Here is a 24,835-nt window from a genome sequence, read left to right on the forward strand (position 1 = left end):
CAAGGCGCATTTGATTTTAATAAAAGGGGTGAGATGGAGATGTCTATAGATATCTTTGGTTTTCGGGCATTATGGAGTCCCTATTTTTTAGCTTCACTTATCATCGTTACGATTCTATATTTTATGATTGTTGGTCCATGGAGACATCGATTTACTCATTCTGAACCTACATCAATTAAAACAAAGATTTTATTTGTAGTAGGGATAATCTTACTCTATGCTTGTAAAGGAAGTCCAATCGATTTACTAGGTCATATGACGATGACTGCTCATATGACGCAAATGGCTGTTCTTTATTTAATTGTGCCGGTATTTTTTATTTTAGGTGTGCCAAATTGGTTATGGAGAAAGTTTATAAATCTTAAAGTAATAAAGCCCATTTTTAAATTTCTTACAAAGCCTTTAATTGCTTTAGTTATGTTTAACGGTTCATTTTCTTTTTATCATATCCCACTCATTTTTGACTTTGTAAAAATTAATGTCTTCATTCATGCTGCCACGACCATTTTTATTTTTATTGCTGCCTTCTTTATGTGGTGGCCATTAATCAATAAATTAGAAGAGTGGAACACATTGAGTGGTCTTAAAAAAGTTGGCTATATTTTTGCTGATGGGATGCTATTAACGCCTGCATGTGCCTTAATCATTTTTTCAGATACTGCAATGTATTCAACATATACAGATCTTGGGGCGTGGACGACTGCTCTCGCACTTTGTGTGCCAGCTTCAATGCTATCCAGTATAAATCTTACTGGGCCAGAAATGTTTAACTTTATGCCACCGCTTGAAGATCAACGTACTGGCGGTGTCATTATGAAAATTATTCAAGAGTTCGTGTACGCGATACTACTAGCGAAAGTATTCTTTGAATGGGTTCGAAAAGAGCGTGAACAAGAAAAATTACTAGATGAGCAATTACTAGAAAAGCAATTAATTGAGCCACAAACAAATTAAAGAGAAACACGATAAGAGAGGTTAAACATGAATTTACCGATTCTGCCTACAATGAGCACGATTTTTATCATATTAAGTGCAGTTACTGTTGCCATCGGTTGGTATTTAATTAAACAGAAAAAAATAGAAGCTCATAAAAAAGCGATGACGACTGCTGCTATTTTTGCTTTGACTTTCTTTGTTATTTATATGTCAAGAACGATTTTTATCGGTAATACATCATTCGGTGGCCCTGACGATGTGAAGGTGTACTACACGATTTTCTTAATCTTTCATATCTTTCTGGCAACGACTGGTGCGATTTTCGGGGTTGTTACACTATATCTTGGCTATAAAAATAAAATTGCGAAGCATCGCAAGCTTGGTCCAATTACAAGCATCATTTGGTTTTTCTCAGCTATAACAGGTGTAGCGGTATATTTCTTACTGTACGTCTTTTATAAAGGCGGAGAAACAACATCGATGTTAAAAGCAATATTAGGTTTTTAATAAAATCCAAAACGTATTGTTTGTAATATGTATAAGGTGTTCTAGAATACAATATTCTAGAGCACCTTTTTATTTTGTACTTCGTTTCACATAAAGTGAAACTTCATTCAGTGGGGGTTTTTTTCATCCCCCACTGAATGTTAGTTGAACCAATCGGGCTTTTACTGGCAGTTGATCCCCTACTTATATTTCTTCTGGTTTCCCTAAGCTCTTGTAATGGGGGTCTTACTGCAAGTTAATGCGGGATAATGACAGCCTAATTTCGCAGAGGGGAGTGTTAAGGATGATTGAGATCTTTACAGAAAACTTATTATTGGTTCCATGTTCTCTGGATATTGCCAAATCATTAGTTTTTCATCGCAAAGAACTTGAAAAACGATCACCTATAACGATTCCACAAAACTGGCCATCTCCATTAATAACTGGTATTCTTCCGTTTTATATAGAAAAGCTTGAGAAGGATGAAAATCATTATGGATGGGGACTATGGCTGATTATTAATTACGCTGAAAAACGGATAATTGGTGATATTTATCTTCATGAGAAACCGGATAAAAAAGGGAATGTCCAACTGACGTATACGATGAATCGCGATTATCAGAAGACCAGTTTAACCTATGAAGCTGTTGATGCTTTAATTGATTGGCTTGTTATGCAAGCCGATGCGAAGAAGGTATTAATGGAATGCAGTGATAGTAATTATCAGTCAATACAGTTGTTTGAAAAACTAGGGATGAGGTGTACGAAGAAGGATGGTAGATTTTTAACTTGGGAGCTTCGTAAGGTCATTTAATAAAGCAAAATGAAAAAGATTTTCTAGACTTGTGCCCAATTCATTCCTTATTGCATAAGGTAGGAGTAACCTAAGTGATATTGACAATGTGAAGGAGTGTGGTTGGGGTGGTTCGAAAATCATTGGAAAATGGTTCTCTTTATATTAAGAATGATGTGTTGGCGATGATTGCTTCCATTTGCGCTGAAGATACGGAAGGAGTAACGATTGTTTCCGGATTTAAGGATGGCGTTTCCGGCATTTTGAATCGAAATTTCCACAAAAATGGAATAACAGTTATTGAAGAAGAAGAAGGGATTTCCCTGGAGGTCAAAATTGCGATTGAATATGGGTTAGAAATAAAAAGGACCTGTGAGCTTTTACAAGAAGCAATTTTACATGAAATAGAAAGCATGACTGGCATTAGTCTTTCAAGTTTAACAATTAAGGTAGAAGGACTAACAAATACGCAAGCCCTTGCGACAACAACATAACAAAAAAGGAACAGCATTGACTGTTCCTTTTTCTGCGTTATTGTCTAGTTCCAGGCGCCATCGGTTCGAGGTCATAAGCCAATCGCTTCGGAAGGTAAAAGGCACCTTCTGTCAGCGCTCGTCTTATGCTTGTCACCGATAAGCGGGCGCCTTGCACTTTTCGTTATTATGCGTTTACAACTGCATCGATTTCTTCTTTTACTTTTGCAAGGATGCGGTTGCATTGATCAACTAATGCATTAGGGAAGTTTTCATCTTCGCTATATTCAACACCGTGTGGGTAATAGTATTTACCAACAAATGGAGTAAGTAGCTTAATGACTGCATCTTTTGCATTTTCTTCGATAATTCCTTCAACTGCATAACCTTGAACACGAAGGTAGTAAATATCACCTTTAATTTCAAACTTACGGTCATATGTAATTCTTTCATAATCCCACTGACCTGCAAGAATAAACCCTTCTGATCTCATTATGTCAGTTAATCTTGGTAATTCGATTGTTACGTTTTCAATCCCCGTATTTTCAAATCTCATTTAAAATCCCTCCAAAAACCGTCAAACAACGATTTATATGTTCTCAGTATAATAATAGTACGAAAAGATACAAGTTGCAACGTTTGACATTAATATGTCACGAAAAATAAAAAATATTTAATGTGAATTTTTTGTAGGTTTGGTCAAACTAACATGGAAAGGAGGGACAAGATGAAGAAATTACTTTTAATTATTACGACTTTATTGTTTGTCTTAAGTAGTCCAATGTTGGCGAATGGACAAGGTACAACTACATACACTGTGCAGCGTGGAGATTCTTTATGGAAAATTGCTGTACGATACCAAGTTGGTTTGTCAGAAATCATTTCAGCAAACCCGCAGTTTAGAAATCCCAACCTTATTTATCCGGGTCAAAAAGTCACAATTCCAATCATAGAGAATGTCAAAAGCATTGAAAATCAGGTTATCTCAATAACCAACCAACACCGTGCAAAATATGGTTTACCGGCTTTAAAAATAGATTGGGAACTTTCACGTGTAGCACGCTATAAATCGGTAGATATGAGAGATCGAAACTACTTTGAGCATACTTCACCGACATATGGCTCGCCATTTACGATGATGCGAAACTTTGGTATTTCCTATCGTACTGCTGCAGAAAATATTGCAGCTGGACAAAGAACTCCACAGGAAGTTGTAAATGCATGGATGAACAGTCCAGGGCATCGTGCAAATATTCTTAAGCGTGATGTTACCCATATAGGAGTCGGATATGCAGAAGGTGGTTCAAAGAGGCATTACTGGACACAAATGTTTATTGGAAAATAAGTGGATAGAAAATGGAGGTTACAATGGACTCTGTTCGCGATGTAATGAGTACTGATGTGGAATACTGCACGCCCCTTGATAATGTGTATGAAGTAGCCGTTAAAATGAAGGATTTAGATGTCGGCGCAATTCCAATTTTAGAGGACAAAAAATTAATTGGAATGATTACTGATCGTGATTTAGTCGTTCGAGGATATGCGGAAAAAAGGTCTGGTTCGAATAAAGTGACAAATGTTATGAGTGAAGACTTAATTACTTGTACACCTGATACGTCTCTTGAGGAAGCATCTCAGTTGATGGCGAAACATCAAATTAGACGTTTACCAGTTATTGAAAATGAACAGTTGGTTGGAATGTTATCCATTGGTGATTTATCGACAAACAAAACATCTGATCATTATGCAGGAGAAGCTTTAAGTGATATTTCTGAACAAGACCAGCTTCATTAAAGCACAGGCACCCAAGGGGTGCCTGTTTATTTTTCTTTCAAAATCGCATAATTCTAGCAAAATTTAATATATATGGTAGAAATACGTTTAATGTTAGGAAGTGGTTCTTCTGAAATTTGCTAAGATTGCAGTTACTATCTTACTATTGGCTTCTAGCATTTATTATATTTCTATTAAGCAAGGAAGAACAGGATTCGTGAATGGTGTTGAACATACACCAGCCATATTAAACCAGACGAGCATAACGAAACAAAATATCCCTTATCAAAAAGAAATCCACCAATTTAATGGTCTAATCTCATTCATTGGTATGGAAAGCACACAAATAAAAGAAACATTAGGCGAGCCGCATCGAATCGACCGGTCATCCTATGATTATGACTGGTGGGTTTATAATAAAAATCCACAAAATTATATCCAGGTTGGAATCGAAAATGGTAGAGTTGTCACTGTTTTTGGAACGGGCAATGATGTTCTCGTTGAACCTTTTAAAATTGGACAACCAATCGCACAGTTGCGCTCAAAAGGGTTAATAAAGCCTAAAATTTCATTAAATGTCGATAAAAACCCTTATCGATTTGAATTATCAGATGTGGAAATGAAAGCTAGGCCTTTAATTGCTATGGGGAATGTCTATATTCAATTATATGTGGACACATTTACAGAAAAAATTTCAAGTATTCGGTTTTTAGATGGAAAAACCTTAATCAAGCTTCGCCCATATGAATTAGCATACCGAGGAGAATTACTCTCAGCAAAAGAGGTTTCAGAGACAGAATGGATGCAAATTGAACAGGGGAACAAAGCCCAAATCCTTGATTTAACGAATGTTATTCGGATAAGACATGGTATACATCCGTTAAAAGGGGACGAACAATTAGCAAAAGTTGCTTATTTACATAGTAAGGATATGCAAGTGAATCAATATTTTGATCATACTTCCCCGACAAAAGGGGGTCTAGCGGATAGGTTAGCAGGCGGAGACATAAGTTATCAGTTGGCTGGTGAAAATATTGCAGCTAAATATGTGGACGGAATCGCGGCTGTTGAAGGCTGGTTAAATAGTGAAGGTCATCGTGAAACTCTTTTAAATGAAGAATACAATTACCTTGGGGTTGGGGTGTATGAAAAATACTATACCCAAAACTTTATCCAGAAATGGGATTAGATAAAAAAGTAAGCAATACGACGACATGTGTATTGCTTACTTTTCTTTTATCATCTTCTTAATTTTTTGGACGGTCAATAATAAAGAAACTTCCGGTTGCATGCGCGATTAATTTTCCGTCATCACGATAAACTCTACCTTCGGTTACACATATTTTTGTACCTTTATGGATTAATTGTGCGACACAGCGTAATTCTTTTCCGATTCCTGGAGCAACATAATTGATTTTCATTTCAGTTGTTACAGCTGCTTTTTCTTGTGATAGGACATGATGAACAACTGATCCCATTGCGGAGTCAAGTAAAGTGGCAGTAATGCCTCCATGAACAATTTGCAATGGATTTTGAATAAGTTCCGTATTTGGAATGGTAATTTCATAGGTTTCGTCATCAATAACCCGACGGTTTGTTTGCATTAAGCCACCAATATAGGAGCCATTTTGTTTAGTTTGTTTACGAATCACAGCATCGATTACATGTTCCATTGCTTGCCTTTCTTCTTCAGATGCCTCTAGAAAAAATGATTGTAATTTTTGTAGAATACGATCTTCCATTAACCTAACCTCAAATCCATAATATTTTTATTATTCTCATTTTAACAATATATACAGAGTTTTGGCAATTTGGGCGAACCATTCAATTTAATATAGATAAACTATAGTAGGCAATTGTATGAAATTGGGGTGATTTAAATGGGAAATCAGCTTCATCCATCTGTACAGGAGTTTAAGGCCTTCGTTAAAAAACATCCTAAACTTGTGCAGGAAGTGCGAAAGGGAACCCTTAATTGGCAGGAAGTATTTGAAGACTGGTATATACTTGGTGAGGAAGATGAAAAGTGGAAAAGGTTTAAAGATAAAGATAGCAAAACAGAGGATACCGACAAATCAGATTTTATCGGAAAAATTTTTTCATCCTTTAAAAATGCTGATATGAATAATCTACAAGAGCAAATCTCGAATGTAGGGGAAGCTATTTCAACAATTCAGGCCGTTATTCATCAGTTTCGCGGGGATGAAAAGCAACAGCAGAGGCGAACTAGCCGAGAAGTTCATCATCCTTTTGCCTTTCGCAAAGATTAGGCCAGAAGGGAGCATAGGATGCGACAAGAATCATATGAATATCTCAATTCAAAAAAACAACTGCGTGCTTTTGTCCGACAGAATCCGATTTGGTACCGAAAATTAACTCGGAATCCAAGAGATTTTCAACGTTTGGAAAACGAGGCAAAGGCATATTTCAAACAAACCTTTCCACATAAAGTTCAAAAAATTAACCAGTCCTTGGAAATGGCCTCATTCATGCTTCAAATGTATCAGGGCATGCGACAAAGTGATTAAGAAAGGAGCTCTCTTGAATGGGCTCCTTCTTTGGTTGTGCAAGGATATTTGGGGCGTTATAGGAAAAACTAGGAAAAAAGGAGTTGGAAGAATGTGTACAAGTATATTTTACCTTTTTGTTTCCTATGCTTCCTAACCATTCACATAAATGAAAAAGCGGTTGCATCAAAGAACGTTCACTCCACTTTTTTTAGCGAAACAAGTGAGTTAGAAATAGAGCGTACCCTTCAAGTTGTACATCATGTTAGAGGTAATGATGTGTATCTTGAGTGTATAATCCCGAATTTTACATTCAAGCAAAGCGGTGGCCTTAAAAAGGAAGGAGAGGGCCATCTAAATATCATGATTGATGGGAAGAAAACAGAAAAAATTTCGACAGCAGCCTTCATTATTAAAGGGTTATCTAGAGGAGAGCATACATTAAAAATTCAAGTCGTTCATAATGATTTAACTACATATCCTCTTGAACATACAATTCATATCCATATAGATTAACTTTTATTATTTGTATTATCGCAGTAGATGCGATTCGTAATAATTCGTGGTATAGTGAAAGTGGAGGTGTTTATTTTGATAGCAACAATTGAAAAAGTTGAAATTCTGGAAGAGGCACAGGAGTTATCAACAATGATTCTACAATCTGAACTGGCAGAGGAATACCGCAGCTGTTTATATACATTACAAAAAGATAGAGAAGCGCAGAAACTAATCGCTGATTTTCAAAATATGAAAGAAAAATATGATGAGGTTCAACGATTCGGGAAATATCATCCTGATTTTCGAACTGTTTCAAAAGAGACAAGGGAACTTAAAAGAAAGCTTGATCTTCATGAAACGATTGCTGATTTTAAAAAAGCAGAGGATAATCTCCAGAAAGTACTTGATGAAATTAGCGTGTTACTAGGTGGTGCTGTATCCAAGTATATTAAAGTGCCAACAGGGAACCCTTATTTTGATTCTATTTCAAGCTGTGGCGGTGGCTGTGGAAGTGGTGGAGCTTGCGGCTGTAAGTAACCGACACTTTCCGAGTAAAGTAAGTTTTCTACTTTATTTGGTATTGTAAAATTTTTACTTGATATGCTACACTATTTATAACTTTATTCATCAATGATGAATAAAGTTATAGCCTCCGGCGGATGCCCACGATTTTTCAGCAGAAAATTTTCGAGCAGTAAGATCAAAGACTAAAAGCATCACTTCCTGTGGGCCTAAAAATCGGGCGCAAATACGCTAAGGGCGTATTTGATTCTATTGAAATAAAAGGAGAAAATGCTATGATTGGACAACGCCAAGGTATTATCGTTTGGCTTCATTCGCTAAAGCATTCAAAAATGCTTCGAAAATTCGGTAATATTCATTTTGTATCAAAACGTCTAAAATACGTGGTCCTTTATAATGATATGGAAAATACAGATTCAATCGTAGAAAAGTTAAATTCTCTTGCATTTGTCAAAAGGGTAGAGCCATCCTATAAACCATTTTTAAAGATTGAATTTGAGAACAAGAAACCGGATCGTGCAAAGGAATACGATTATAAGATCGGATTATAAAAAAGCTTATCAAAAGCATTTTTTTGCTTTGATAAGCTTTTTTATTTTTTATTTCATTCGCGGTAAATAGCGGTTCATTCGTAAAATTCCGATTAAATGCTGATAATAAAGATCTTTTTCGTGAAACATCGTAGAAGGTTTTACATCCAGTGTAATGATTTGTAAATCAAGTTCAATCGCTACCTCTGCAAAAAGATTGTAGCGTTGATTTGGTTTGACAACAGGATTGGGAATTCCTTCTCTACAAATATAGATTGCTTGAAAATCACCAGGTTTTGTCGGCTGAAGTGCCACAGCCAATGAGGTAACTTGTATATCCTGAATGGTTGTGTGAAATGCAAATAGCTTTGAAACTCGATGTCTATTTCCTTTTGCAAGCTCAAGAAGTTCATAAATATCTGAATAACCTTCGCCTAGCTCAATAAAACGTTGTATCATTCTAAATTCCCCTCGATTTCATATTTTCCATGTCTACTTTATCATGAATAGATTTGAATTAACAAACGAAAACAAAAAAACCCTGCAAGTCTACTTGCAGGGTCCTTCCATTCCATGTTTTTCGTTACCGTTCACATGGAAGAAGGCAAAGGGAGAGGAGAAACCGGAGGAAGAACTTATGGGGAAACGTAAGTCTTCTCCGCGGTTGGCAACAACATCCTCGAATGATGTTGTTATTACTAATTATGACCAATTGAAAATTGTGTATACATCATGTCACGTTTTTTTATTATCCCAATAAAATTTTTGCCTAAATGATATCTTAGAATTTTTTATTATTCATTAACAAACGTTTACGTTTATGGTAGGATAATGTTATTAATTTACATAGACAGTGGTGATAGCAGTGAGAGTCGTGTCCGGGTCGAAGAAAGGTATCCACTTGAAAGCGGTACCAGGAATGTCCACAAGACCAACAACAGACAAGGTGAAGGAAGCCATCTTTAATATCATCGGTCCATATTTTGATGGTGGGAATGGACTTGATTTATTTGGTGGAAGCGGTGGACTTGGAATTGAAGCGTTAAGCCGTGGAATTGATAAGGTCATTTTTGTTGACCGTGATCAAAAAGCAATTCAAACAATTAAAGGAAATTTAGAAACATGTCGACTTGTCGATGATGCTGAAGTTTATCGAAACGAGGCCTTCCGGGCTTTAAAGGCCATCGTAAAACGTGATATCAAATTCGATTTAATCCTTTTAGATCCGCCATATAAACAGCAAAAATTAACAGAGTTAATCGAAGAAATAAATAAACATCAGTTATTAACCAATAACGGTTATATTGTTGCAGAACATGGATCGGACGTTTTATTGGAACAATCCATTGGTAACCTTCGTTTGGTTCGTCATGAAGTGTACGGTGTCATTGGCGTATCCATTTATCGGAATGAAGAGGGAAAGGTAGGCGAACTGAAATGACCAGAATTGCTGTTTGCCCAGGAAGCTTTGATCCAGTAACAAATGGACACCTTGATATTATCAAAAGAGGGGCAAAAGTATTTGATAAAATTTATGTGTGTGTCTTAAATAACTCATCAAAACAGCCTTTGTTCACAGTTGAAGAACGAATTAAACTGTTACAGGAAAGTACGAAGGATTTACATAATATTGAAGTTGAATGTTTTAGTGGTTTATTGATGGATTACGCAAGCGAGAAAAATGCAAATGCGATTTTACGTGGGCTTCGTGCCGTTTCGGATTTTGAGTACGAAATGCAAATTACTTCGATGAATCGTATTTTAAATGAAGAAATCGAAACTTTTTTTATGATGACAAATAACCAATATTCTTTTTTAAGCTCAAGTATTGTGAAGGAAGCTGCGAAATATCATGGAGTGATTTCCGAGCTTGTACCAAAACCAGTTGAATTAGCGCTTAAGGAAAAATTTAATAGCCCCGCAAATTAAATGCGAGGGCTTTTTATTTTGCTGTAGTAAACGGCAATATAACATAACAACGAAAAAATCGTAACGAGTGGTCCATAGATTAATAATCCGTTCCATAAGGTTTCAATCCAAACGGAAGTCTGTTCAGGAATCATTGGAGCGAAGACACCGAATGTTTCCTCTGACCCGGCATTTTTTACGTAAAGTGGATTCCATAAAAGAAATGTGATAATCCCTGCTAAAAATCCATGCATAATTCGCGCGAAAAAAAATGGTTTAAACCTTACATCCGTTTCTGCTAAAATGCTTGCAACTTGCGCTTGTACAGAAAGGCCACAAAACCCCAGGATAAAACTTACGGTAATCACCTTAGGAAGTAGTTCAATATGTTCTAATTCACTTGTCATCATTGAACCTGTGGTAATTTCAAATATCCCAGAAATCAAGGGGATACTGAGTTCAGCAGGCATTTGAAATAGTTTTAATAATATGGATAGTCCTGCACCGACTAATGCGATCACATTAATTAATGAAAGAAGTTTGTTAAAAACGGAAAATAGAATGATAAATCCTCCAATCATTAGTAACGTATGAATAGAGGTTGTGACCGCGTCGCCTAATAATTGCCCGAAAGGCCTTTTTTCCTTTAGTCTTGTGCGATGAAGCTCCTGTAAGGCCTTTACAATAATACTTTTCTTCTCGTCATCTTTAGGTGTGTGCTCATCACCCTTTTTACCATGGAATCTCATGATTAAACCAACAAAAAAATTTCCGACATAATGGCTGACTGCAAGTAAGATCCCTAACCTGGGATTTTCAAAAAATCCTACAGAAATCGCAGCAAATATAAAAAGGGGATTTGAAGCATTTGCGAAGGAAACAAGCCTCTCTGCTTCAACTCTCGTAATTTGTTTCTCCTGTCTAAGCCGTGCAGCTAGTTTGGCGCCAGCTGGGAACCCTGAAGCCATACCCATTGCCCAAGCAAATCCACCCACACCTGGGACTCGAAACAATGGTCTCATTAAAGGTTCAAATAAGACACCGATAAATTTAACAATTCCAAAACCAATTAATAACTCTGATATGATTAAAAAAGGGAGTAAGGAAGGAAATACAATCTTCCACCACATTTCCAAACCAACCCTAGAAGCTTCCAGTGATTCCTTTGGAAAATAAATAAGTGCTATCGTTAGTAATGAAATTCCTGCCGCAATTGTTACTGTTTTAAATCTAGAACGTATCAATGGTACTCCTCCTACAGAAGTCTTCTTTTCAGTTAGATCATAAGAGTGATAGAATAAGAGGGTCCGTAATTTTCAAAATCTTCCCTCATCTAATCGAAGTCAAATGGATGGTTTGTACATCTATTTAAATATACGTAGATGGGTGGCAAGTTTAGACCAAAAGAATGTACAAGTTTTCAATTCTTTTTTCATATAATGATATAAAGTGAAATTAACATAGAAGGACTATTGTTAGGGGATGATTCTTTTGAACGAACCTATAATTGGATTGGCACTTGGATCTGGTGGTGCAAGAGGATTTGCTCATTTGGGTGTAATTAAAGTACTTTTAGAACATAAAATTCCAATCAATCTTATTGCAGGAACGAGCATGGGCTCTTTGGTCGCAAGCTTTTACGGGGCGGGATTAGATATCGATCGAATGTATAAACTAGCGCTTGCTTTTAAGCGGAAGTATTATTTAGATTTTACTGTTCCAAAAATGGGCTTTATTGCAGGGAAAAGAGTAAAGGAATTAATCCGTGTCTTTACACATGGTAAAAATATCGAGCAACTTGATATCCCCATAGGCATTGTTGCAACAGATTTATTAACTGGTGAAAAAGTGGTGTTTCGTAATGGGCCTGTCGCAGATGCAGTCCGAGCAAGCATTGCCATCCCCGGAATTTTTGTTCCTGAAAAAATTGATGGCCGTATTCTTGTAGACGGAGGTGTCATTGATCGGGTCCCCATTTCTGTTGCAAAAGAAATGGGAGCTGATATAGTTATTGCGGTGGACGTCTCACATGTTAAAATAAATGAAGAGGTTACTTCAATATTTGATGTGATTTTACAGAGTATTGATATCATGCAAAAAGAGCTTGTGAAGTATGGAGAATTTTCAACCGATATTATGATCCGACCACATGTAGGACATTATAGTTCACGTGCTTTCACAAATATTGAGGACATTATCCGAATTGGGGAAGAGGAAACAAGAAAACAACTTCCCGCAATCGAAGAGGCAATCGCAAAGTGGAGGGAGTCATTACTGAATGAAGAAAAAGAGAAATAAGGCCTATTTAAAAGCTCTTGCAGTTGGAGTGGTGCTATCAATTCTAGGCACCTTTATCCAGCTTCCATACTACGTGACAAAGCCTGGAATGGCGACAGAGCTTGAGCCTATTATCAACGTCGAGAACGGCTATAAAGAAGAAGGAGAATTCATGTTAACGACCATTCGTATGGGGCAAGCCAATATCTTTAGTTATTCTTTAGCTAAGTTCCAAAAATATCATGAAATTTTACCGATTAAACAAGTAAGACGTAACAATGAAAGTGATGAGGAATATGCCAATCGACAACTGTTTTATATGGAGGATTCACAGGAATCTGCCATTACCGTTGCTTATCAGCATGCAAATAAGCCTGTAACGGTCAAAAATCATGGAATTTACATAATGGGGATCGTCGAAGGAATGCCTGCAGAAAAAGAACTAAAAGCGGGTGATCGAATTTTTGCAGTGGATGGAAATGAAATCCAAGAACATACGGAGTTTATGAAGTATGTAGCCGGGAAAAAAGAAAATGATGTCATTACTATTTCAGTCGAGCGAAACGGTGAAGAGAAAACAGTTGCTGTTCCACTTGCTCCTTTTCCAAATAATCCAGACAAAACAGGAATTGGAATTGAATTAATAACAGATATTGAAGTGGTGACCGATCCGAAAATAAAAATTGATACAAAAAAAATCGGTGGTCCTTCTGCCGGACTAATGTTTACACTTGAAATTTATAATCAGTTAACAGAGAAAGACCTTACACATGGATTGCGTATTGCGGGTACAGGAACGATTAATATCGATGGAAAGGTTGGACCAATCGGAGGGATTGGTCAAAAAATCGTTGCTGCCGATAGCTCAGATGTTGATATTTTCTTTGCTCCAAATCAAAATGGTGCTGCAGATTCTGATTACCAACAAGCATTAGCAACAGCGAAGGATATCAAAAGTGATATGAAAATCGTACCTGTCGATACATTTGAAGATGCACTCAATTATTTAGAGAAACTTGAAGTGAAATAACAAATACAAGCAGCCGCTGCCAAAATTGGGCGGCTGTTTTATTTTAGAGATATTTTTGTAGTTCTTCATTATATCGAATTGGTGGAGTTACGTATTCCTGTCGTAGAAGTTTTGTGCGAAGAGGCTCAGGAAAAATAGTTAAATAAGTTTGAGAAGCCTTCCAATCAAGTGTGAAGAGTTCATCAGAAAATCCTGTTGCCTTTGAGAGGATAGGCAGTTCAACATCCTTTTTTATATGGTGTAAATAGCTCTGTCCTTTTTGAGACATGCCGAGTAAGCGAATATAGGTAGCGACAGGTTTTTCATTTATAGGTTTTAGCTGTTCCTTTGTTGTGTTTGTTAAAATATGTACGCATAGTCTTTGCAATCTTGTCCATGTATAGCGTTTTGTTTTTATTTTTTCCATAAAGTCTTGAAAAGAAGTTGCTTCCGAAATATAAGTGAGTAGCCTATTTTCAATACCTTCTTCTGCTTCATAAATATTTGCTAATTCGGAAGGTGAAGAAGTTAGCAGTCTGTATTTTAACAATGTAAAATAATCCTCCCACCGATGGAATAGCAGATTCTCCTTATAATAAGATGAAAGCCATTTGGCAGTGGCAGCGGGAAGATAGCTTTTGATTTCCTCAATATTTTTTTCAGCTGAAAATAATGTTTTTCGAATGCTTGTTGCGCTAGCAATGGTCTCATGTGAAAATGTCTCGTCATGGTAGCCGGCAGACGTCCTCAAGATGGTTTCTGCATGAATTGAACTCCTTTGGTCATGGATCGCTTTGACATAATGATAGCCCAAAATATTATTTGGTTTTGATAAATCCACGAATGAATCATGATTTGAAAGAGAAGAATAGGCGAGAGATGCTGCTTTTGGATAGCTATATCCTTCCTTCATGTATTGCTGGGTCGAGTGGTCATAGGCTTGTTTATTGTTTTGCATAAATTCAACAGTTGCTTCAAAGTCATCAATTGTCCCATTTTCACTACCGAAGCAAACTTCCTCACAGTGAAGAGCATTCAGAAGTGAAATCGAACCATTTGCGAAGTTTTCTGCTTTTTGAGTCGCAAAGGCATATGGTAATTCAATGACGATGTCAACGCCTGCTTCCAAAGCCATTTTCGTTCGTGTCCATTTTGATACTAAGGCAGGTTCCCCTCGTTGAAGAAAATTTCCGCTCATTACTGCAATCGTACAATCTGCATTTGTCTTCCTTTTTGTTTCATCAAGATGGTACTTATGTCCATTATGAAATGGATTATATTCAACAACTACGCCAACTGCTTTCATCATTTCACCCTTTTTAATTTAAACTTAATTTTTAAATATCATTTTATTGGAAAAGCTGATATAGTAGAAAAGTATCTACACACCAAGTATAGTGTAAAGAAAAAATATTGACAAATGTAATCCGCAAAGCTATAATTACCTTTGTTGCTCTTTGAGGTGATTTCAATTGAAATGGACAATTAATCAATTAAATCAGTTGGCTCGAAAAGGCCTAATGATTGATGAAACTGTTGATGTTAAAGACTTAATGGAGATCGAAAAATCGATACGAGACATCCCTCCGGTGCATGTTACCGGTCGTGCTGATCTCAGTTCTACAAAAGCGAGCTTTCATATAACAATTTCAGGTTCAATGATTCTGCCTTGTTCTCGAACATTGGTTGATGTGAAATTTCCATTCGAGATCAGAACAACTGAAACGTTTCTACTTAGAGAGACTTCTGATTATGATCTAGAGTCGGACGAGGATGTTAATCAAGTTCAAGGTGAAGTAATTGATTTACTTCCACTAATCAAGGAGAATATTTTACTTGAAATACCGATGCAGATTTTTTGTGATAATTCGAACTCTGAAGATGCTGCGCCACAATCAGGACAAGATTGGGAAGTTATCACTGAAGATGACAAAAAGAACAAGATTGACCCCCGATTGGCAGGACTAGCAAAATTCTTTGAAGACGAATAAAATCCATCTTTATCTATTTATTTTTTTAAGGAGGTGGGAATAATGGCTGTACCTTTTAGAAGAACATCTAAGACAAGAAAAAGATTACGTCGTACACATTTCAAATTACAAGTGCCTGGTATGGTGGCATGCCCAAATTGTGGTGAAATGAAATTAGCACACCGCGTATGTAAAGAATGCGGTTCTTACAAAGGAAAAGAAGTTGTTAGCAAATAATTTTGTTAACAAGTTAAAAGCGTATCAATAACAATGTTATTGATACGCTTTTTATTTTGTCCGAATCCCCGACAAATCCCTACTCCTTCTTCTTACCAAGTTGATAATCATAATTTTACCAGTACAATAAGAGTAAAAGGGATAAAGGGGAAAAATATGTCAAAATACATAGTTACACGTGATGAACAAGGGATTGTTTGGTTTACAATCAATCGACCTGAAAAATGGAATGCAATCGACTATGATGTAATGGATGGATTGTTGCAAACCATCACAGAAGTAGAAGAGAAAGAGGATAATCGTGTTTTAGTCATTACGGGAGCTGGACAAAAATCATTCTGTTCCGGTGGAGATCTATCAGTTTTTCAAAAACTTCAAACTGTAGAAGAAGCATACCAAATGCTTAGCAAGATGGGCATGATTTTATACAAGCTTGTCACATTATCGAAACCCACAATTGCTCTATTGAATGGACTAGCAATTGGTGGTGGATGTGAGCTTGCGGCGGCTTGTGACTATAGACTAGCATCTCACGGAAGTAGATTTGGCTTTGTTCAAGGAAAACAAGGGATTACGACAGGTTGGGGTGGTGCGACTATCTTACTAGAAAGAGTACCAATTGATAAAGCATATCACCTCCTTATGACAGGGGAAATAACATCTGCCGATGATGGAAAGGCGCTTGGCTTTATTCAACATGTCCTATCAGAAGAAAATGCAATAAAGGATTGTAAAGAATTTATAGCTAATGAATTCTTAATTAGTACTAAGGTAGTAAAAGCATATAAAAAGGTAGTGAATAGAAAATGGTGTGCAACAGGGTTGAAAGAGAGAATGCTTGAAGAAATTAAGGAATGTTCCGCTTTGTGGGTAACGGATGAACATCTTGAAGCCGTTCAAAAAATCATGCGTAAAGAATAATTATTCTCTTACTAGAGTGTGAGTAGTCTATCTTTTCTATTACATGCATAAGTATAAGTAAAAAGTTTAGGAGGGAAAGATATGACTTCAACACGTCAAGATGCATGGACACAAGATGAGGATTTATTCCTTGCTGAAGTGGTTTTGCGCCACATCCGTGAGGGGGGAACACAATTAGGTGCATTTGAAGAGGTAGGTCGTACGTTATCTCGTACTGCAGCTGCCTGTGGCTTTAGATGGAATTCATATGTACGCAAACAATATAAATCCGGAATCGAACTTGCGAAAAAACAGCGAAAAGAATTAAAAAAGCAAAATGATGGAGAACAGCTTCAACAACAAGAAACTGAAACTACCGAAATCACAAATAATCATTCAGCTGAGCTACAGCTTAGGGATATTATCCGCTTTCTTGAAGAATATGAAAAAACGGAAAACGAGCTCCAAAATGTTATTAAAGAAAATAACAGCTTGAACAATCAAATTAGCAAACTCCAGGAACAAGTTAACACGTTAAAGGCAGAAAATAACACATTAGAAAATAATATTCAATTAATTGAGGAAGATTATAAGGCATTGATTGAAATCATGGAACGCGCCCGTAAAATGGTGGTCCTCCAAGAAGATGAAAGAAGTAAAAAGGTTAAATTTCAAATGGACAGGAATGGGAATCTGGAACGCGTTGAAAAATAAAAAAGAAAACAGCTGACATCATGTTCAGCTGTTTTTCTTTTATCCTATACTCCTGAAGAATTTGTTTAGTCGATTTCATGTACTCCTTCAGGGAACCAAAGAAGCGGGTTTTCACCAAGGTCACGCTCCATATTATAAGCCGCGGGCGAAAAGCCCATCTTCTCCCAAAACTCTGAAGATTTGACACGTGGATTTGTTTTAATCGGTAGTTTATAGGTTTTGGCATAATCCACTAATGCTTTTCCGAAGCCTTTGTTTTGATAATTTGGAAGTACCTCAAGCTTCCACAGTTCTAAGTAGTCCTGAGCTGGTTCAAAATATTTGTTGAATTTTTTATCAACACGATAAAGGCTCATTCGCGCCACTAATTTATCACCAAAGAAAATTCCGTAAAAAGGTGAAACGCTATCATTTTCAATTATATTTGATTCAAGGTCTTCAAGCATGGAGAGCTCCTGGAGACCATATTCCCTAAACTCCTTGAATTCTTCAAGAGTTTTATAGTTTACTAATAATTTCTCAACCTTAGCCGTATACATCTGATATCCCCCTTGCGATTCCACAATGAAAAACTGTTTTAATTTATTATTACATTCATTATATAACAAAATAACAAAAAATTCTGTAGAAAATTATAGAAAGCGTTTTCAATTTGGTGCAGGAATATGTAGATGAATGTAGAAATAATATATTGCACCTTTTAACTTTATTCAGCAGAAGCCCTCTATTTTTATAAGTGGGGGAAGAAAGTATACGAGTAAACAATTCAGTGGGTGTTCAAACCCTGCCTGAATAAAGTTAAGCCTCCGGAGGATGCCATGATTTTTCAAAGGAAGTTTTTCGAGCAGTAAGATCAAAGACTAAAAACGCCACATCCTGATGTCTTCGTCTTTATGAATCACTTCCTGTTGGCCTAAAAATCGGGCACAAATACGCCAAGGCGTATTTGAACTATTGGCGAAAGGGGAAAAGAACTTGAAAAAAGTGTTGATTGCAAACAGGGGAGAAATTGCATCCAGGATTATGAAAACATGTCATGAGATGGGGATTGAAACAGTCGCTGTCTATTCTGATGCGGATCACGATTTACCTTTTGTGAAAAATGCAACCGTAGCTTATCGAATTGGTGAGCCACCGGTCATGAAATCTTATCTTCAAATGAACAAAATCATTGAAATTGCTGAGCAAGAGCAGGTAGATGCCATCCATCCTGGGTACGGGTTTTTATCGGAAAATGCATCCTTTGCCAATGCGGCAGCTAAAAAAGGCATTGTTTTCATAGGACCCAAACCGCAGGTTATCTCGTTAATGGGGGATAAGGTGAAAGCGAGACAAACAATGATCGATGCGGGTGTGCCTGTTGTGCCAGGGAGTGATGAAGGGATACAAACAATAGAAGATGCCTTGAAACTTGCTGCAGAATTTGGCTACCCTGTTATGTTAAAGGCAAGTGGCGGCGGTGGCGGAATCGGGATGGTATGCTGCCATTCTGAAGAAGAATTGCAAAAAGCGTTTCAAACAACCAAGGCTAGGGCCAAGTCGTATTTTGGAAATGATGAAATGTTTATTGAAAAATTCATCCCAAACGCTAGACATATTGAGGTGCAAATTTTTGGCGATCATCATGGCAATATTGTTCACCTTTTTGAAAGAGATTGTTCAATTCAACGGCGCAATCAAAAGGTGATTGAGGAAACACCCTCACCATTTCTTTCGGAAGAGATACGTGAAAGAATCTGTCATGCAGCAAAACAGGCTGCTGAATATGTGGGCTATACAAATGCTGGAACAATCGAATTCATTGTTGATGAACAGGAAAATTTCTATTTTTTAGAGATGAATACAAGGCTTCAAGTTGAGCATGCCATTACGGAGATGATTACGAATCTTGATCTTGTAAAATGGCAGCTGCTCGTTGCAAGCGGAGAAAAACTACCATTGTCCCAAAATGAAATAAAGCATGAGGGCCATTCAATTGAATTTCGCGTCTATGCTGAAGATCCGATAAAGTTCTTACCATCTCCAGGTAAAATCGAGGAATTTATGTTACCGCATAACGATAAGGGGGTCCGGGTCGACAGCGGATATAAAGCGGGTAATACAGTTACACCATTTTATGACCCGATGATTGCTAAAATAATTATAAAAGCTAACAATCGTCCCGAAGCCATTCAAATAGCTAAGGATTATTTTAATCAAATCGTGATAAAAGGAGTAAAAACGAATATCCCATTATTCCAAGATATTATGAATGAAGATACCTATCTTAAAGGAGAATATACAACTAACTATTTAAACATTAGGGGGAGTTAAGATGAAGGAAATTACAGCAAGCATGGCAGGGACTGTTTTACAAGTATTGGTTTCAGAGGGTGAAGATATTTCAGAAGGTCAAGTGGTTGTCATTCTGGAATCAATGAAAATGGAAATCCCGATTGAAAGTGGACTGGTTGGCAAGATTATTAACGTAAAAGTAGATATTGGTGATTTTGTTAACGAGGATGATGTATTACTTGTTCTAGAATAAGGAAAGGTGGGTTACAATGCTTAGCACTACTAAGGATTTAGACCAAAAGCTCGTAGAAAAAAGCAAAGAAATCGAAGCAGGGGGTCATGAAAAATATCATCAAAAGCTTAAAGAGCAACATAAATTGTTTGTTCGTGACCGTCTTGCCCTGTTATTTGATAATGGGAATTACCAAGAGGATGGTAAATTTGCGAACAATACAGCGGGGGACCTGCCAGCAGATGGTGTCGTCACCGCGATTGGAGCGATAAACGGACAAAAAGTATGTGTAATGGCGAATGATTCTACTGTAAAGGCTGGATCGTGGGGGGCTCGTACGGTTGAGAAAATTATTCGTATTCAAGAAACTGCTGAAAAGCTATGCATACCACTTTTATATTTAGTAGATTCGGCAGGAGCAAGAATAACCGACCAACTTGAGATGTTCCCAAATCGCCGTGGAGCGGGGAGAATTTTTCATAATCAGGTGAGATTATCAGGCATGATTCCACAGGTCTGTATTTTATTTGGCCCATCAGCAGCAGGTGGAGCATACATACCAGCTTTTTGTGATATTGTCATCATGGTTGATAAGAATGCATCCATGTATTTGGGATCGCCACGGATGGCTGAGAAGGTCATTGGTGAAAAGGTTACATTAGAAGAAATGGGTGGTGCACGAATGCACTGTACCGTAAGTGGCTGTGGTGATGTGCTTGCAGCAAATGAAGAAGAAGCAATTCAAAGTGCACGGGATTACCTGAAATTCTTTCCTGCCAATTATATGAACAAACCGGCGATAAAAGAAGCCGTATTGCCTAAGGAAGGCAAGAGTCTGCAAGAAATCATTCCTGTTAATCAGAATGCACCTTTTAATATGTATGAAGGAATTAATGCCCTCATTGATGAAGGAAGTTTCTATGAGATAAAAAAACTATTTGCCCCTGAAATTATTACTGGGCTTGCGCGTATTGACGGAAGAGCGGTTGGAATTATTGCAAATCAGCCTAAGGTGAAGGGGGGCGTCTTGTTTGTAGATTCAGCAGACAAGGCGGCTAAATTTATTACTTTATGTGATGCGTTCCATATCCCATTAGTATTTTTGGCAGATGTTCCTGGCTTTATGATTGGTACGAAGGTTGAAAGAGCTGGTATTATTAGACACGGAGCAAAGTTAATTGCAGCCATGAGCTCAGCAACTGTACCGAAAATCTCGGTCATTGTTCGAAAAGCATATGGGGCAGGTCTTTATGCAATGGCAGGTCCTGCATTTGAACCGGATTATTGTGTCGCGCTCCCAACTGCTCAGATTGCTGTAATGGGTCCGGAGGCGGCGGTAAATGCAGTGTATTCAAATAAAATCAATGAAATTGAAGATCCGAAAGAACGAATTGCTTTTGTACAGCAAAAACAACAAGAGTATAAAGAGTCAATTGATATTTACAAGCTTGCTTCAGAGTTAATCATTGATGATATCGTCCCGGCGTCTGAATTAAGAGATGTTCTCATCAACCGATTGACCGTTTATGAAACAAAAAAACTTGGGCTCGGACAAAAGAAACATCCTGTCTACCCGGTATAGATATAGTTTAGCTTGACCCCAAAGGATTGACCTTTGGGGTCTAGGTGTGTAAATTGGATTTAAATCCTTTTCATCATTCATTTACTAGTCATATTGTCGGACTTTTTGGTAAAATAAAGGTAGGACAAACTATGGAGTTGTGAGTATGAAAATTGGAATAATAGGTGGTGGTTCCATCGGGTTGCTTTTTGCTGGCTACCTAGCAGAACGACATGATGTAACCGTCTATACACGAACCGAATACCAGGCAAACGAAATAAACCAAAAAGGTGTAACAATTAATAAACAAAATACGTCAAAAACATATAGAGTACAAGCTGTAAAAGCTTCCGCATCCGTAATAGAAGAAGACTTTGTCTTCTTTGCTGTAAAACAATACATATTAAAAGATGTTTTATCAGAAACCAGGGACCTAGAGAAAGTCCAAACGGTCTGCTTCCTACAAAATGGAATGAGCCATATCAACATCATTGAAAATCTAAAAAATCCAACAATCCTTGTAGGTGTTGTTGAACATGGCGCATTAAAAGTCAATGAAACCACCGTCATCCATACGGGGGTCGGCCGGACGAAAATAGGAGTATTTAAAGGAACAAATGAGGAAATTGAAGTTGCATCCACTGATTTTTCAATCGATTCCTATGAAAATTGGTACGAAATATTAACGTCGAAGCTAATCGCTAATGCCGTCATCAACCCTTTAACTGCCCTTTATAGAGTTAAGAATGGGGAACTGCTCAACAATCATTATTTTCACAACCAAATGAAAGCCTTATTTCAAGAAATCACCTCTGTCATACCTTCTAATAAAGAAAAAATGTGGGAACTTGTCACAGCAATTTGTAAAAATACAGCCCAAAATAAATCATCGATGCTACGTGACATTGAAGAAGGAAGAAAAACAGAAATTGATGCCATTCTAGGATATGTATTAACGCAGAGCATGAAGATGAACGTGGAAGTAGTCATTACACAATTTCTATATGATTCTATAAAAGGGATAGAAAAAAAGGGGGATAAGGAATGATCGACTTTTTTGCTGGTATAGCTGCGACATTTGTAACAATTCCATTACTAGGATTTATACTAGTCTACTTGATTAGTAGATTTATAATGAAAAACAACCGAAAATCTTTTTTTCTTTCGGTTGATGTAACGACCGTATTTTTTCTCATAGCAGTGCATTACTTATTACTTCTGATTATCGGAAAAAGCATGCTTTGGCTAATCATCCTGATTCTCATTGTGACCATTTTATTTATAAGCTATATAACCTGGAGGAAAAGCCATGAAATTGAAACTGTGAAGGTGTTAAGAAAGTCTTGGCGTTTCGTTTTCCTTGCTTCCACGGTTGTTTATTTTCTATTATTACTCATCGGGCTCGTTCAACGAATTTTTATAACTACAATAAAGTGAAATTTCATTCAGTGGGTGTCTTACTGCCAGTTGATGAGGGATAAATTAAATGACAGTGAGCAGTAATTTTTGGTTTCTTAAAAAACCGTGCTATACTCGACTAAGATATAAACTGGATATGAAAGGAAGAACAAGAATTTATGGAGGTTTTGGATCTCTCTTTGCCATCTTCAAATCGATTAGTGAACGATTATCTTTCAAATAAAATGGATATAGAGAAATTTTTCGATTATGATATACAATCACCTCTTGTCTATGAGGTAAGAAAAAAAGATCTAGAAAAAAGACATTTTGAACGTGAAAAACTTGTAGAACATTTGCTTTCTTTTAATAAAAGATTTAATTATCATCTACATACGATTGAGAATATTAACAAGCTAATAGATCCGAGAAGTGTTGTGGTAATTGGTGGACAACAAGCAGGTGTATTGACTGGACCGCTTTATACCATACATAAAATCGTTTCTATTATTAAGCTTGCAAAAGAACAAGAGGAAAAATTAAATGTACCCGTAATACCGGTATTTTGGATTGCTGGGGAGGACCATGATTTTGCTGAAATCAATCATCTCTATGTGAATCTTCAAACTGGCATCCGAAAAAGGGCTGTGCCACAATATCACAACCGTAAAACAATGGTATCATCAATTGAAATTGAACAGGATGGCTTCATGGAATGGATTGAAGATGTGTTTGAGACATATGGTGAAACCAATTATACGAATGGACTTCTCGAACTTCTGAAAGGATATGTGGATAAATCAAAAACATATGTTGATTTCTTTATACAGATTATCAATGAACTTTTTGGAGAATCCGGTCTTGTTCTTGTTGATTCTGGTTCTAAAGAAATTAGAACACTTCAATCACTTTATTTTAAAAAAATGATTGAAAAAAATAGAGAGATTCATGATTCATTGTTATTTCAGCAAGAAGTATTGTCAACCTACCAATATCCTAAAACAATCGATATGAATGAATCCTGTGCTAACCTTTTTTATACGGAAAATGATGAACGTATTTTACTTGAGTACAATGTCCAACATGATATTTTTAGCGGAAAAAATAATGAATGCATTCTTTGTAGTGACGAATTGCTTGAAGTAGCAAAAGAAAAACCGGAGCTATTAAGTAATAATGTAGTAACTCGACCCGTTATGCAGGAGTTCTTATTTCCGACACTTGCTTTCATTTCGGGACCGGGTGAGGTTTCATATTGGGCAGAACTCAAAAAAGTATTTTCGGTTATGGAAATTAAGATGCCGCCAGTCGTACCACGATTAATGATGACAATTGTGGAAAGAGCGATTGAGTCTACTATAGATGAAATCGGCTTAACGGTTCAATCTGTTTTAACTGGGGAACTAGTAAAAGCGAAAGAATCATGGCTGGAAAAACAAACGGCGGATGTAGACGGGATTATCTCGGAAGCAAAGAAAGAAGTGGAGCAAATTCATAAAAAGGTCCGGAACGTGGGTATTGAAGTAGATCCAGGTCTTGCGGAACTCTTATTAAAGAATGCTCAAAATATTCAATCCCAGTTTGATTTTTTAAAGAATACATTCAGCAGAAGTATCCTTAAGCGTAATGAAATTGAATTGAACCGTTTTAACCGAATTGAAAAATCACTTCTACCACTTCGCTCCCCGCAGGAGAGATTATGGAATGTTTTTTACTATTTAAATAAATATGGAGACGATTTTATCAAAGATTTATTAGCTCTTCCGTTCGAATTTAACGGAAAGCATAAGGTCATAAAGATGTAGATCGTATTAAAAATCCTCGGAATTTCCGAGGA

32 protein-coding genes are annotated in these 24,835 nt (G+C 36.9%); 26 read left to right on the forward strand and 6 right to left on the reverse strand.

What is annotated here, in order from left to right:
• The first annotated feature begins 33 nt into the window (after positions 1–33).
• From ctaG to V7112_RS01350, 4 genes are all read left to right on the forward strand, one after another.
• Positions 34–954, forward strand: coding sequence for a cytochrome c oxidase assembly factor CtaG (ctaG, locus tag V7112_RS01335; protein ID WP_335414838.1), 921 nt, complete (start codon positions 34–36; stop codon positions 952–954).
• Positions 955–981: 27 nt separating this feature from the next.
• On the forward strand, positions 982–1,443 hold the full coding sequence (locus V7112_RS01340) for a DUF420 domain-containing protein (protein ID WP_335414264.1): 462 nt from the start codon (positions 982–984) through the stop codon (positions 1,441–1,443).
• A 283-nt stretch (positions 1,444–1,726) separates the two neighbouring features.
• Positions 1,727–2,236, forward strand: coding sequence for a GNAT family N-acetyltransferase (locus V7112_RS01345; protein ID WP_335414267.1), 510 nt, complete (start codon positions 1,727–1,729; stop codon positions 2,234–2,236).
• A 107-nt stretch (positions 2,237–2,343) separates the two neighbouring features.
• Positions 2,344–2,709, forward strand: a complete 366-nt coding sequence (locus tag V7112_RS01350) for an Asp23/Gls24 family envelope stress response protein (protein ID WP_335414270.1) — start codon at positions 2,344–2,346, stop codon at positions 2,707–2,709.
• A 166-nt stretch (positions 2,710–2,875) separates the two neighbouring features.
• Here the strand turns inward: V7112_RS01350 and V7112_RS01355 are convergent, their stop codons facing one another.
• On the reverse strand, positions 2,876–3,244 hold the full coding sequence (locus tag V7112_RS01355) for a YugN family protein (protein ID WP_335414273.1): 369 nt from the start codon (positions 3,242–3,244) through the stop codon (positions 2,876–2,878).
• Between the two features lie 225 nt (positions 3,245–3,469).
• On the opposite strand from V7112_RS01355, the gene safA reads away from it, so the two are divergent.
• The 3 genes from safA (at position 3,470) to V7112_RS01370 (ending at position 5,650) form a co-directional block, all read left to right on the forward strand.
• Positions 3,470–4,033: a SafA/ExsA family spore coat assembly protein gene (gene safA / locus V7112_RS01360; RefSeq protein WP_438823852.1), complete on the forward strand. Its 564-nt coding sequence runs from the start codon at positions 3,470–3,472 to the stop codon at positions 4,031–4,033.
• Positions 4,034–4,056: 23 nt separating this feature from the next.
• Positions 4,057–4,482, forward strand: coding sequence for a CBS domain-containing protein (locus V7112_RS01365; protein ID WP_335414841.1), 426 nt, complete (start codon positions 4,057–4,059; stop codon positions 4,480–4,482).
• Positions 4,483–4,678: 196 nt separating this feature from the next.
• Positions 4,679–5,650 (forward strand): CAP domain-containing protein, encoded by a 972-nt coding sequence (locus V7112_RS01370; RefSeq protein ID WP_335414279.1) that lies wholly within the window; start codon positions 4,679–4,681, stop codon positions 5,648–5,650.
• A gap of 58 nt (positions 5,651–5,708) precedes the next feature.
• On the opposite strand, the gene V7112_RS01375 is transcribed toward V7112_RS01370, so the two are convergent.
• Positions 5,709–6,203, reverse strand: coding sequence for a PaaI family thioesterase (locus V7112_RS01375; RefSeq protein ID WP_335414282.1), 495 nt, complete (start codon positions 6,201–6,203; stop codon positions 5,709–5,711).
• Positions 6,204–6,341: 138 nt separating this feature from the next.
• On the opposite strand from V7112_RS01375, the gene V7112_RS01380 reads away from it, so the two are divergent.
• From V7112_RS01380 to V7112_RS01400, 5 genes are all read left to right on the forward strand, one after another.
• Positions 6,342–6,731 (forward strand): YlbD family protein, encoded by a 390-nt coding sequence (locus V7112_RS01380; RefSeq protein ID WP_335414285.1) that lies wholly within the window; start codon positions 6,342–6,344, stop codon positions 6,729–6,731.
• An 18-nt stretch (positions 6,732–6,749) separates the two neighbouring features.
• Positions 6,750–6,989 carry a YlbE-like family protein gene (locus tag V7112_RS01385; protein ID WP_335414287.1) on the forward strand — a complete coding sequence of 80 codons (240 nt, stop codon included), beginning with the start codon at positions 6,750–6,752 and terminating at the stop codon, positions 6,987–6,989.
• Positions 6,990–7,082: 93 nt separating this feature from the next.
• Positions 7,083–7,484: a hypothetical protein gene (locus V7112_RS01390; RefSeq protein ID WP_335414290.1), complete on the forward strand. Its 402-nt coding sequence runs from the start codon at positions 7,083–7,085 to the stop codon at positions 7,482–7,484.
• 75 nt (positions 7,485–7,559) lie between these two features.
• Positions 7,560–8,003: a YlbF family regulator gene (locus V7112_RS01395; RefSeq protein ID WP_335414293.1), complete on the forward strand. Its 444-nt coding sequence runs from the start codon at positions 7,560–7,562 to the stop codon at positions 8,001–8,003.
• 260 nt (positions 8,004–8,263) lie between these two features.
• Positions 8,264–8,539, forward strand: a complete 276-nt coding sequence (locus V7112_RS01400) for a YlbG family protein (RefSeq protein WP_335414295.1) — start codon at positions 8,264–8,266, stop codon at positions 8,537–8,539.
• A gap of 48 nt (positions 8,540–8,587) precedes the next feature.
• Here V7112_RS01400 and V7112_RS01405 read toward each other — a convergent pair whose 3' ends face one another.
• Positions 8,588–8,977 carry a DUF7147 family protein gene (locus V7112_RS01405; RefSeq protein ID WP_335414298.1) on the reverse strand — a complete coding sequence of 130 codons (390 nt, stop codon included), beginning with the start codon at positions 8,975–8,977 and terminating at the stop codon, positions 8,588–8,590.
• A 406-nt stretch (positions 8,978–9,383) separates the two neighbouring features.
• On the opposite strand from V7112_RS01405, the gene rsmD reads away from it, so the two are divergent.
• Positions 9,384–9,959, forward strand: a complete 576-nt coding sequence (rsmD, locus tag V7112_RS01410; RefSeq protein WP_335414301.1) for a 16S rRNA (guanine(966)-N(2))-methyltransferase RsmD — start codon at positions 9,384–9,386, stop codon at positions 9,957–9,959.
• A complete protein-coding gene (gene coaD, locus V7112_RS01415) occupies positions 9,956–10,447 on the forward strand; it encodes a pantetheine-phosphate adenylyltransferase (RefSeq protein ID WP_335414304.1) in 492 nt (163 codons plus the stop codon). The genes rsmD and coaD overlap by 4 nt, the downstream gene beginning before the upstream one ends.
• Here the strand turns inward: coaD and ylbJ are convergent.
• Entirely contained in the window at positions 10,444–11,670 is a 1,227-nt protein-coding gene (ylbJ, locus tag V7112_RS01420; RefSeq protein ID WP_335414306.1) for a sporulation integral membrane protein YlbJ, read from the reverse strand. The two genes, coaD and ylbJ, sit on opposite strands and share 4 nt — an antisense overlap.
• 247 nt (positions 11,671–11,917) lie before the next feature.
• Here ylbJ and V7112_RS01425 point away from each other — a divergent pair, with 247 nt between their 5' ends.
• Positions 11,918–12,724 (forward strand): patatin-like phospholipase family protein, encoded by an 807-nt coding sequence (locus V7112_RS01425; protein WP_335414310.1) that lies wholly within the window; start codon positions 11,918–11,920, stop codon positions 12,722–12,724.
• Complete coding sequence (locus tag V7112_RS01430) at positions 12,705–13,733, forward strand: SepM family pheromone-processing serine protease (protein WP_335414312.1); 1,029 nt, start codon at positions 12,705–12,707, stop codon at positions 13,731–13,733. The genes V7112_RS01425 and V7112_RS01430 overlap by 20 nt, the downstream gene beginning before the upstream one ends.
• Positions 13,734–13,776: 43 nt before the next feature.
• Here the strand turns inward: V7112_RS01430 and V7112_RS01435 are convergent, their stop codons facing one another.
• Positions 13,777–15,018 carry a nucleotidyltransferase gene (locus tag V7112_RS01435; protein WP_335414314.1) on the reverse strand — a complete coding sequence of 414 codons (1,242 nt, stop codon included), beginning with the start codon at positions 15,016–15,018 and terminating at the stop codon, positions 13,777–13,779.
• Between the two features lie 166 nt (positions 15,019–15,184).
• On the opposite strand from V7112_RS01435, the gene V7112_RS01440 reads away from it, so the two are divergent.
• The 4 genes from V7112_RS01440 (at position 15,185) to gerR (ending at position 17,533) form a co-directional block, all read left to right on the forward strand.
• Positions 15,185–15,703 carry a YceD family protein gene (locus V7112_RS01440; protein ID WP_335414317.1) on the forward strand — a complete coding sequence of 173 codons (519 nt, stop codon included), beginning with the start codon at positions 15,185–15,187 and terminating at the stop codon, positions 15,701–15,703.
• Positions 15,704–15,745: 42 nt separating this feature from the next.
• Positions 15,746–15,919, forward strand: a complete 174-nt coding sequence (rpmF, locus tag V7112_RS01445) for a 50S ribosomal protein L32 (protein WP_057996812.1) — start codon at positions 15,746–15,748, stop codon at positions 15,917–15,919.
• A gap of 156 nt (positions 15,920–16,075) precedes the next feature.
• Positions 16,076–16,840, forward strand: a complete 765-nt coding sequence (locus V7112_RS01450; protein WP_335414319.1) for an enoyl-CoA hydratase/isomerase family protein — start codon at positions 16,076–16,078, stop codon at positions 16,838–16,840.
• An 81-nt stretch (positions 16,841–16,921) separates the two neighbouring features.
• Positions 16,922–17,533, forward strand: a complete 612-nt coding sequence (gene gerR / locus V7112_RS01455; RefSeq protein WP_335414322.1) for a sporulation-specific transcriptional regulator GerR — start codon at positions 16,922–16,924, stop codon at positions 17,531–17,533.
• Positions 17,534–17,598: 65 nt separating this feature from the next.
• On the opposite strand, the gene V7112_RS01460 is transcribed toward gerR, so the two are convergent.
• Entirely contained in the window at positions 17,599–18,072 is a 474-nt protein-coding gene (locus tag V7112_RS01460) for an N-acetyltransferase (protein WP_335414326.1), read from the reverse strand.
• 436 nt (positions 18,073–18,508) lie between these two features.
• Here V7112_RS01460 and V7112_RS01465 point away from each other — a divergent pair, with 436 nt between their 5' ends.
• The 6 genes from V7112_RS01465 to bshC all read left to right on the forward strand — a co-directional run bounded on the left by V7112_RS01465 (position 18,509) and on the right by bshC (position 24,803).
• Positions 18,509–19,846, forward strand: coding sequence for an acetyl-CoA carboxylase biotin carboxylase subunit (locus V7112_RS01465; protein WP_335414329.1), 1,338 nt, complete (start codon positions 18,509–18,511; stop codon positions 19,844–19,846).
• A gap of 1 nt (position 19,847) precedes the next feature.
• On the forward strand, positions 19,848–20,060 hold the full coding sequence (locus V7112_RS01470) for a biotin/lipoyl-containing protein (RefSeq protein WP_335414333.1): 213 nt from the start codon (positions 19,848–19,850) through the stop codon (positions 20,058–20,060).
• Between the two features lie 16 nt (positions 20,061–20,076).
• Positions 20,077–21,621 carry an acyl-CoA carboxylase subunit beta gene (locus V7112_RS01475; protein ID WP_335414336.1) on the forward strand — a complete coding sequence of 515 codons (1,545 nt, stop codon included), beginning with the start codon at positions 20,077–20,079 and terminating at the stop codon, positions 21,619–21,621.
• 145 nt (positions 21,622–21,766) lie between these two features.
• A complete protein-coding gene (locus tag V7112_RS01480; protein ID WP_335414341.1) occupies positions 21,767–22,648 on the forward strand; it encodes a 2-dehydropantoate 2-reductase in 882 nt (293 codons plus the stop codon).
• Positions 22,645–23,037 carry a DUF3397 domain-containing protein gene (locus V7112_RS01485; RefSeq protein WP_335414344.1) on the forward strand — a complete coding sequence of 131 codons (393 nt, stop codon included), beginning with the start codon at positions 22,645–22,647 and terminating at the stop codon, positions 23,035–23,037. The genes V7112_RS01480 and V7112_RS01485 overlap by 4 nt, the downstream gene beginning before the upstream one ends.
• Before the next feature lie 140 nt (positions 23,038–23,177).
• The gene (bshC, locus tag V7112_RS01490; protein ID WP_335414346.1) at positions 23,178–24,803 is read left to right on the forward strand and encodes a bacillithiol biosynthesis cysteine-adding enzyme BshC; all 1,626 of its coding nucleotides are present in this window, start codon (positions 23,178–23,180) and stop codon (positions 24,801–24,803) included.
• The last annotated feature ends 32 nt before the right edge of the window (positions 24,804–24,835 follow it).

Source organism: Bacillus sp. JJ1566 (assembly GCF_036962685.1).
Lineage (GTDB): Bacteria > Bacillota > Bacilli > Bacillales > Bacillaceae_L > Ferdinandcohnia.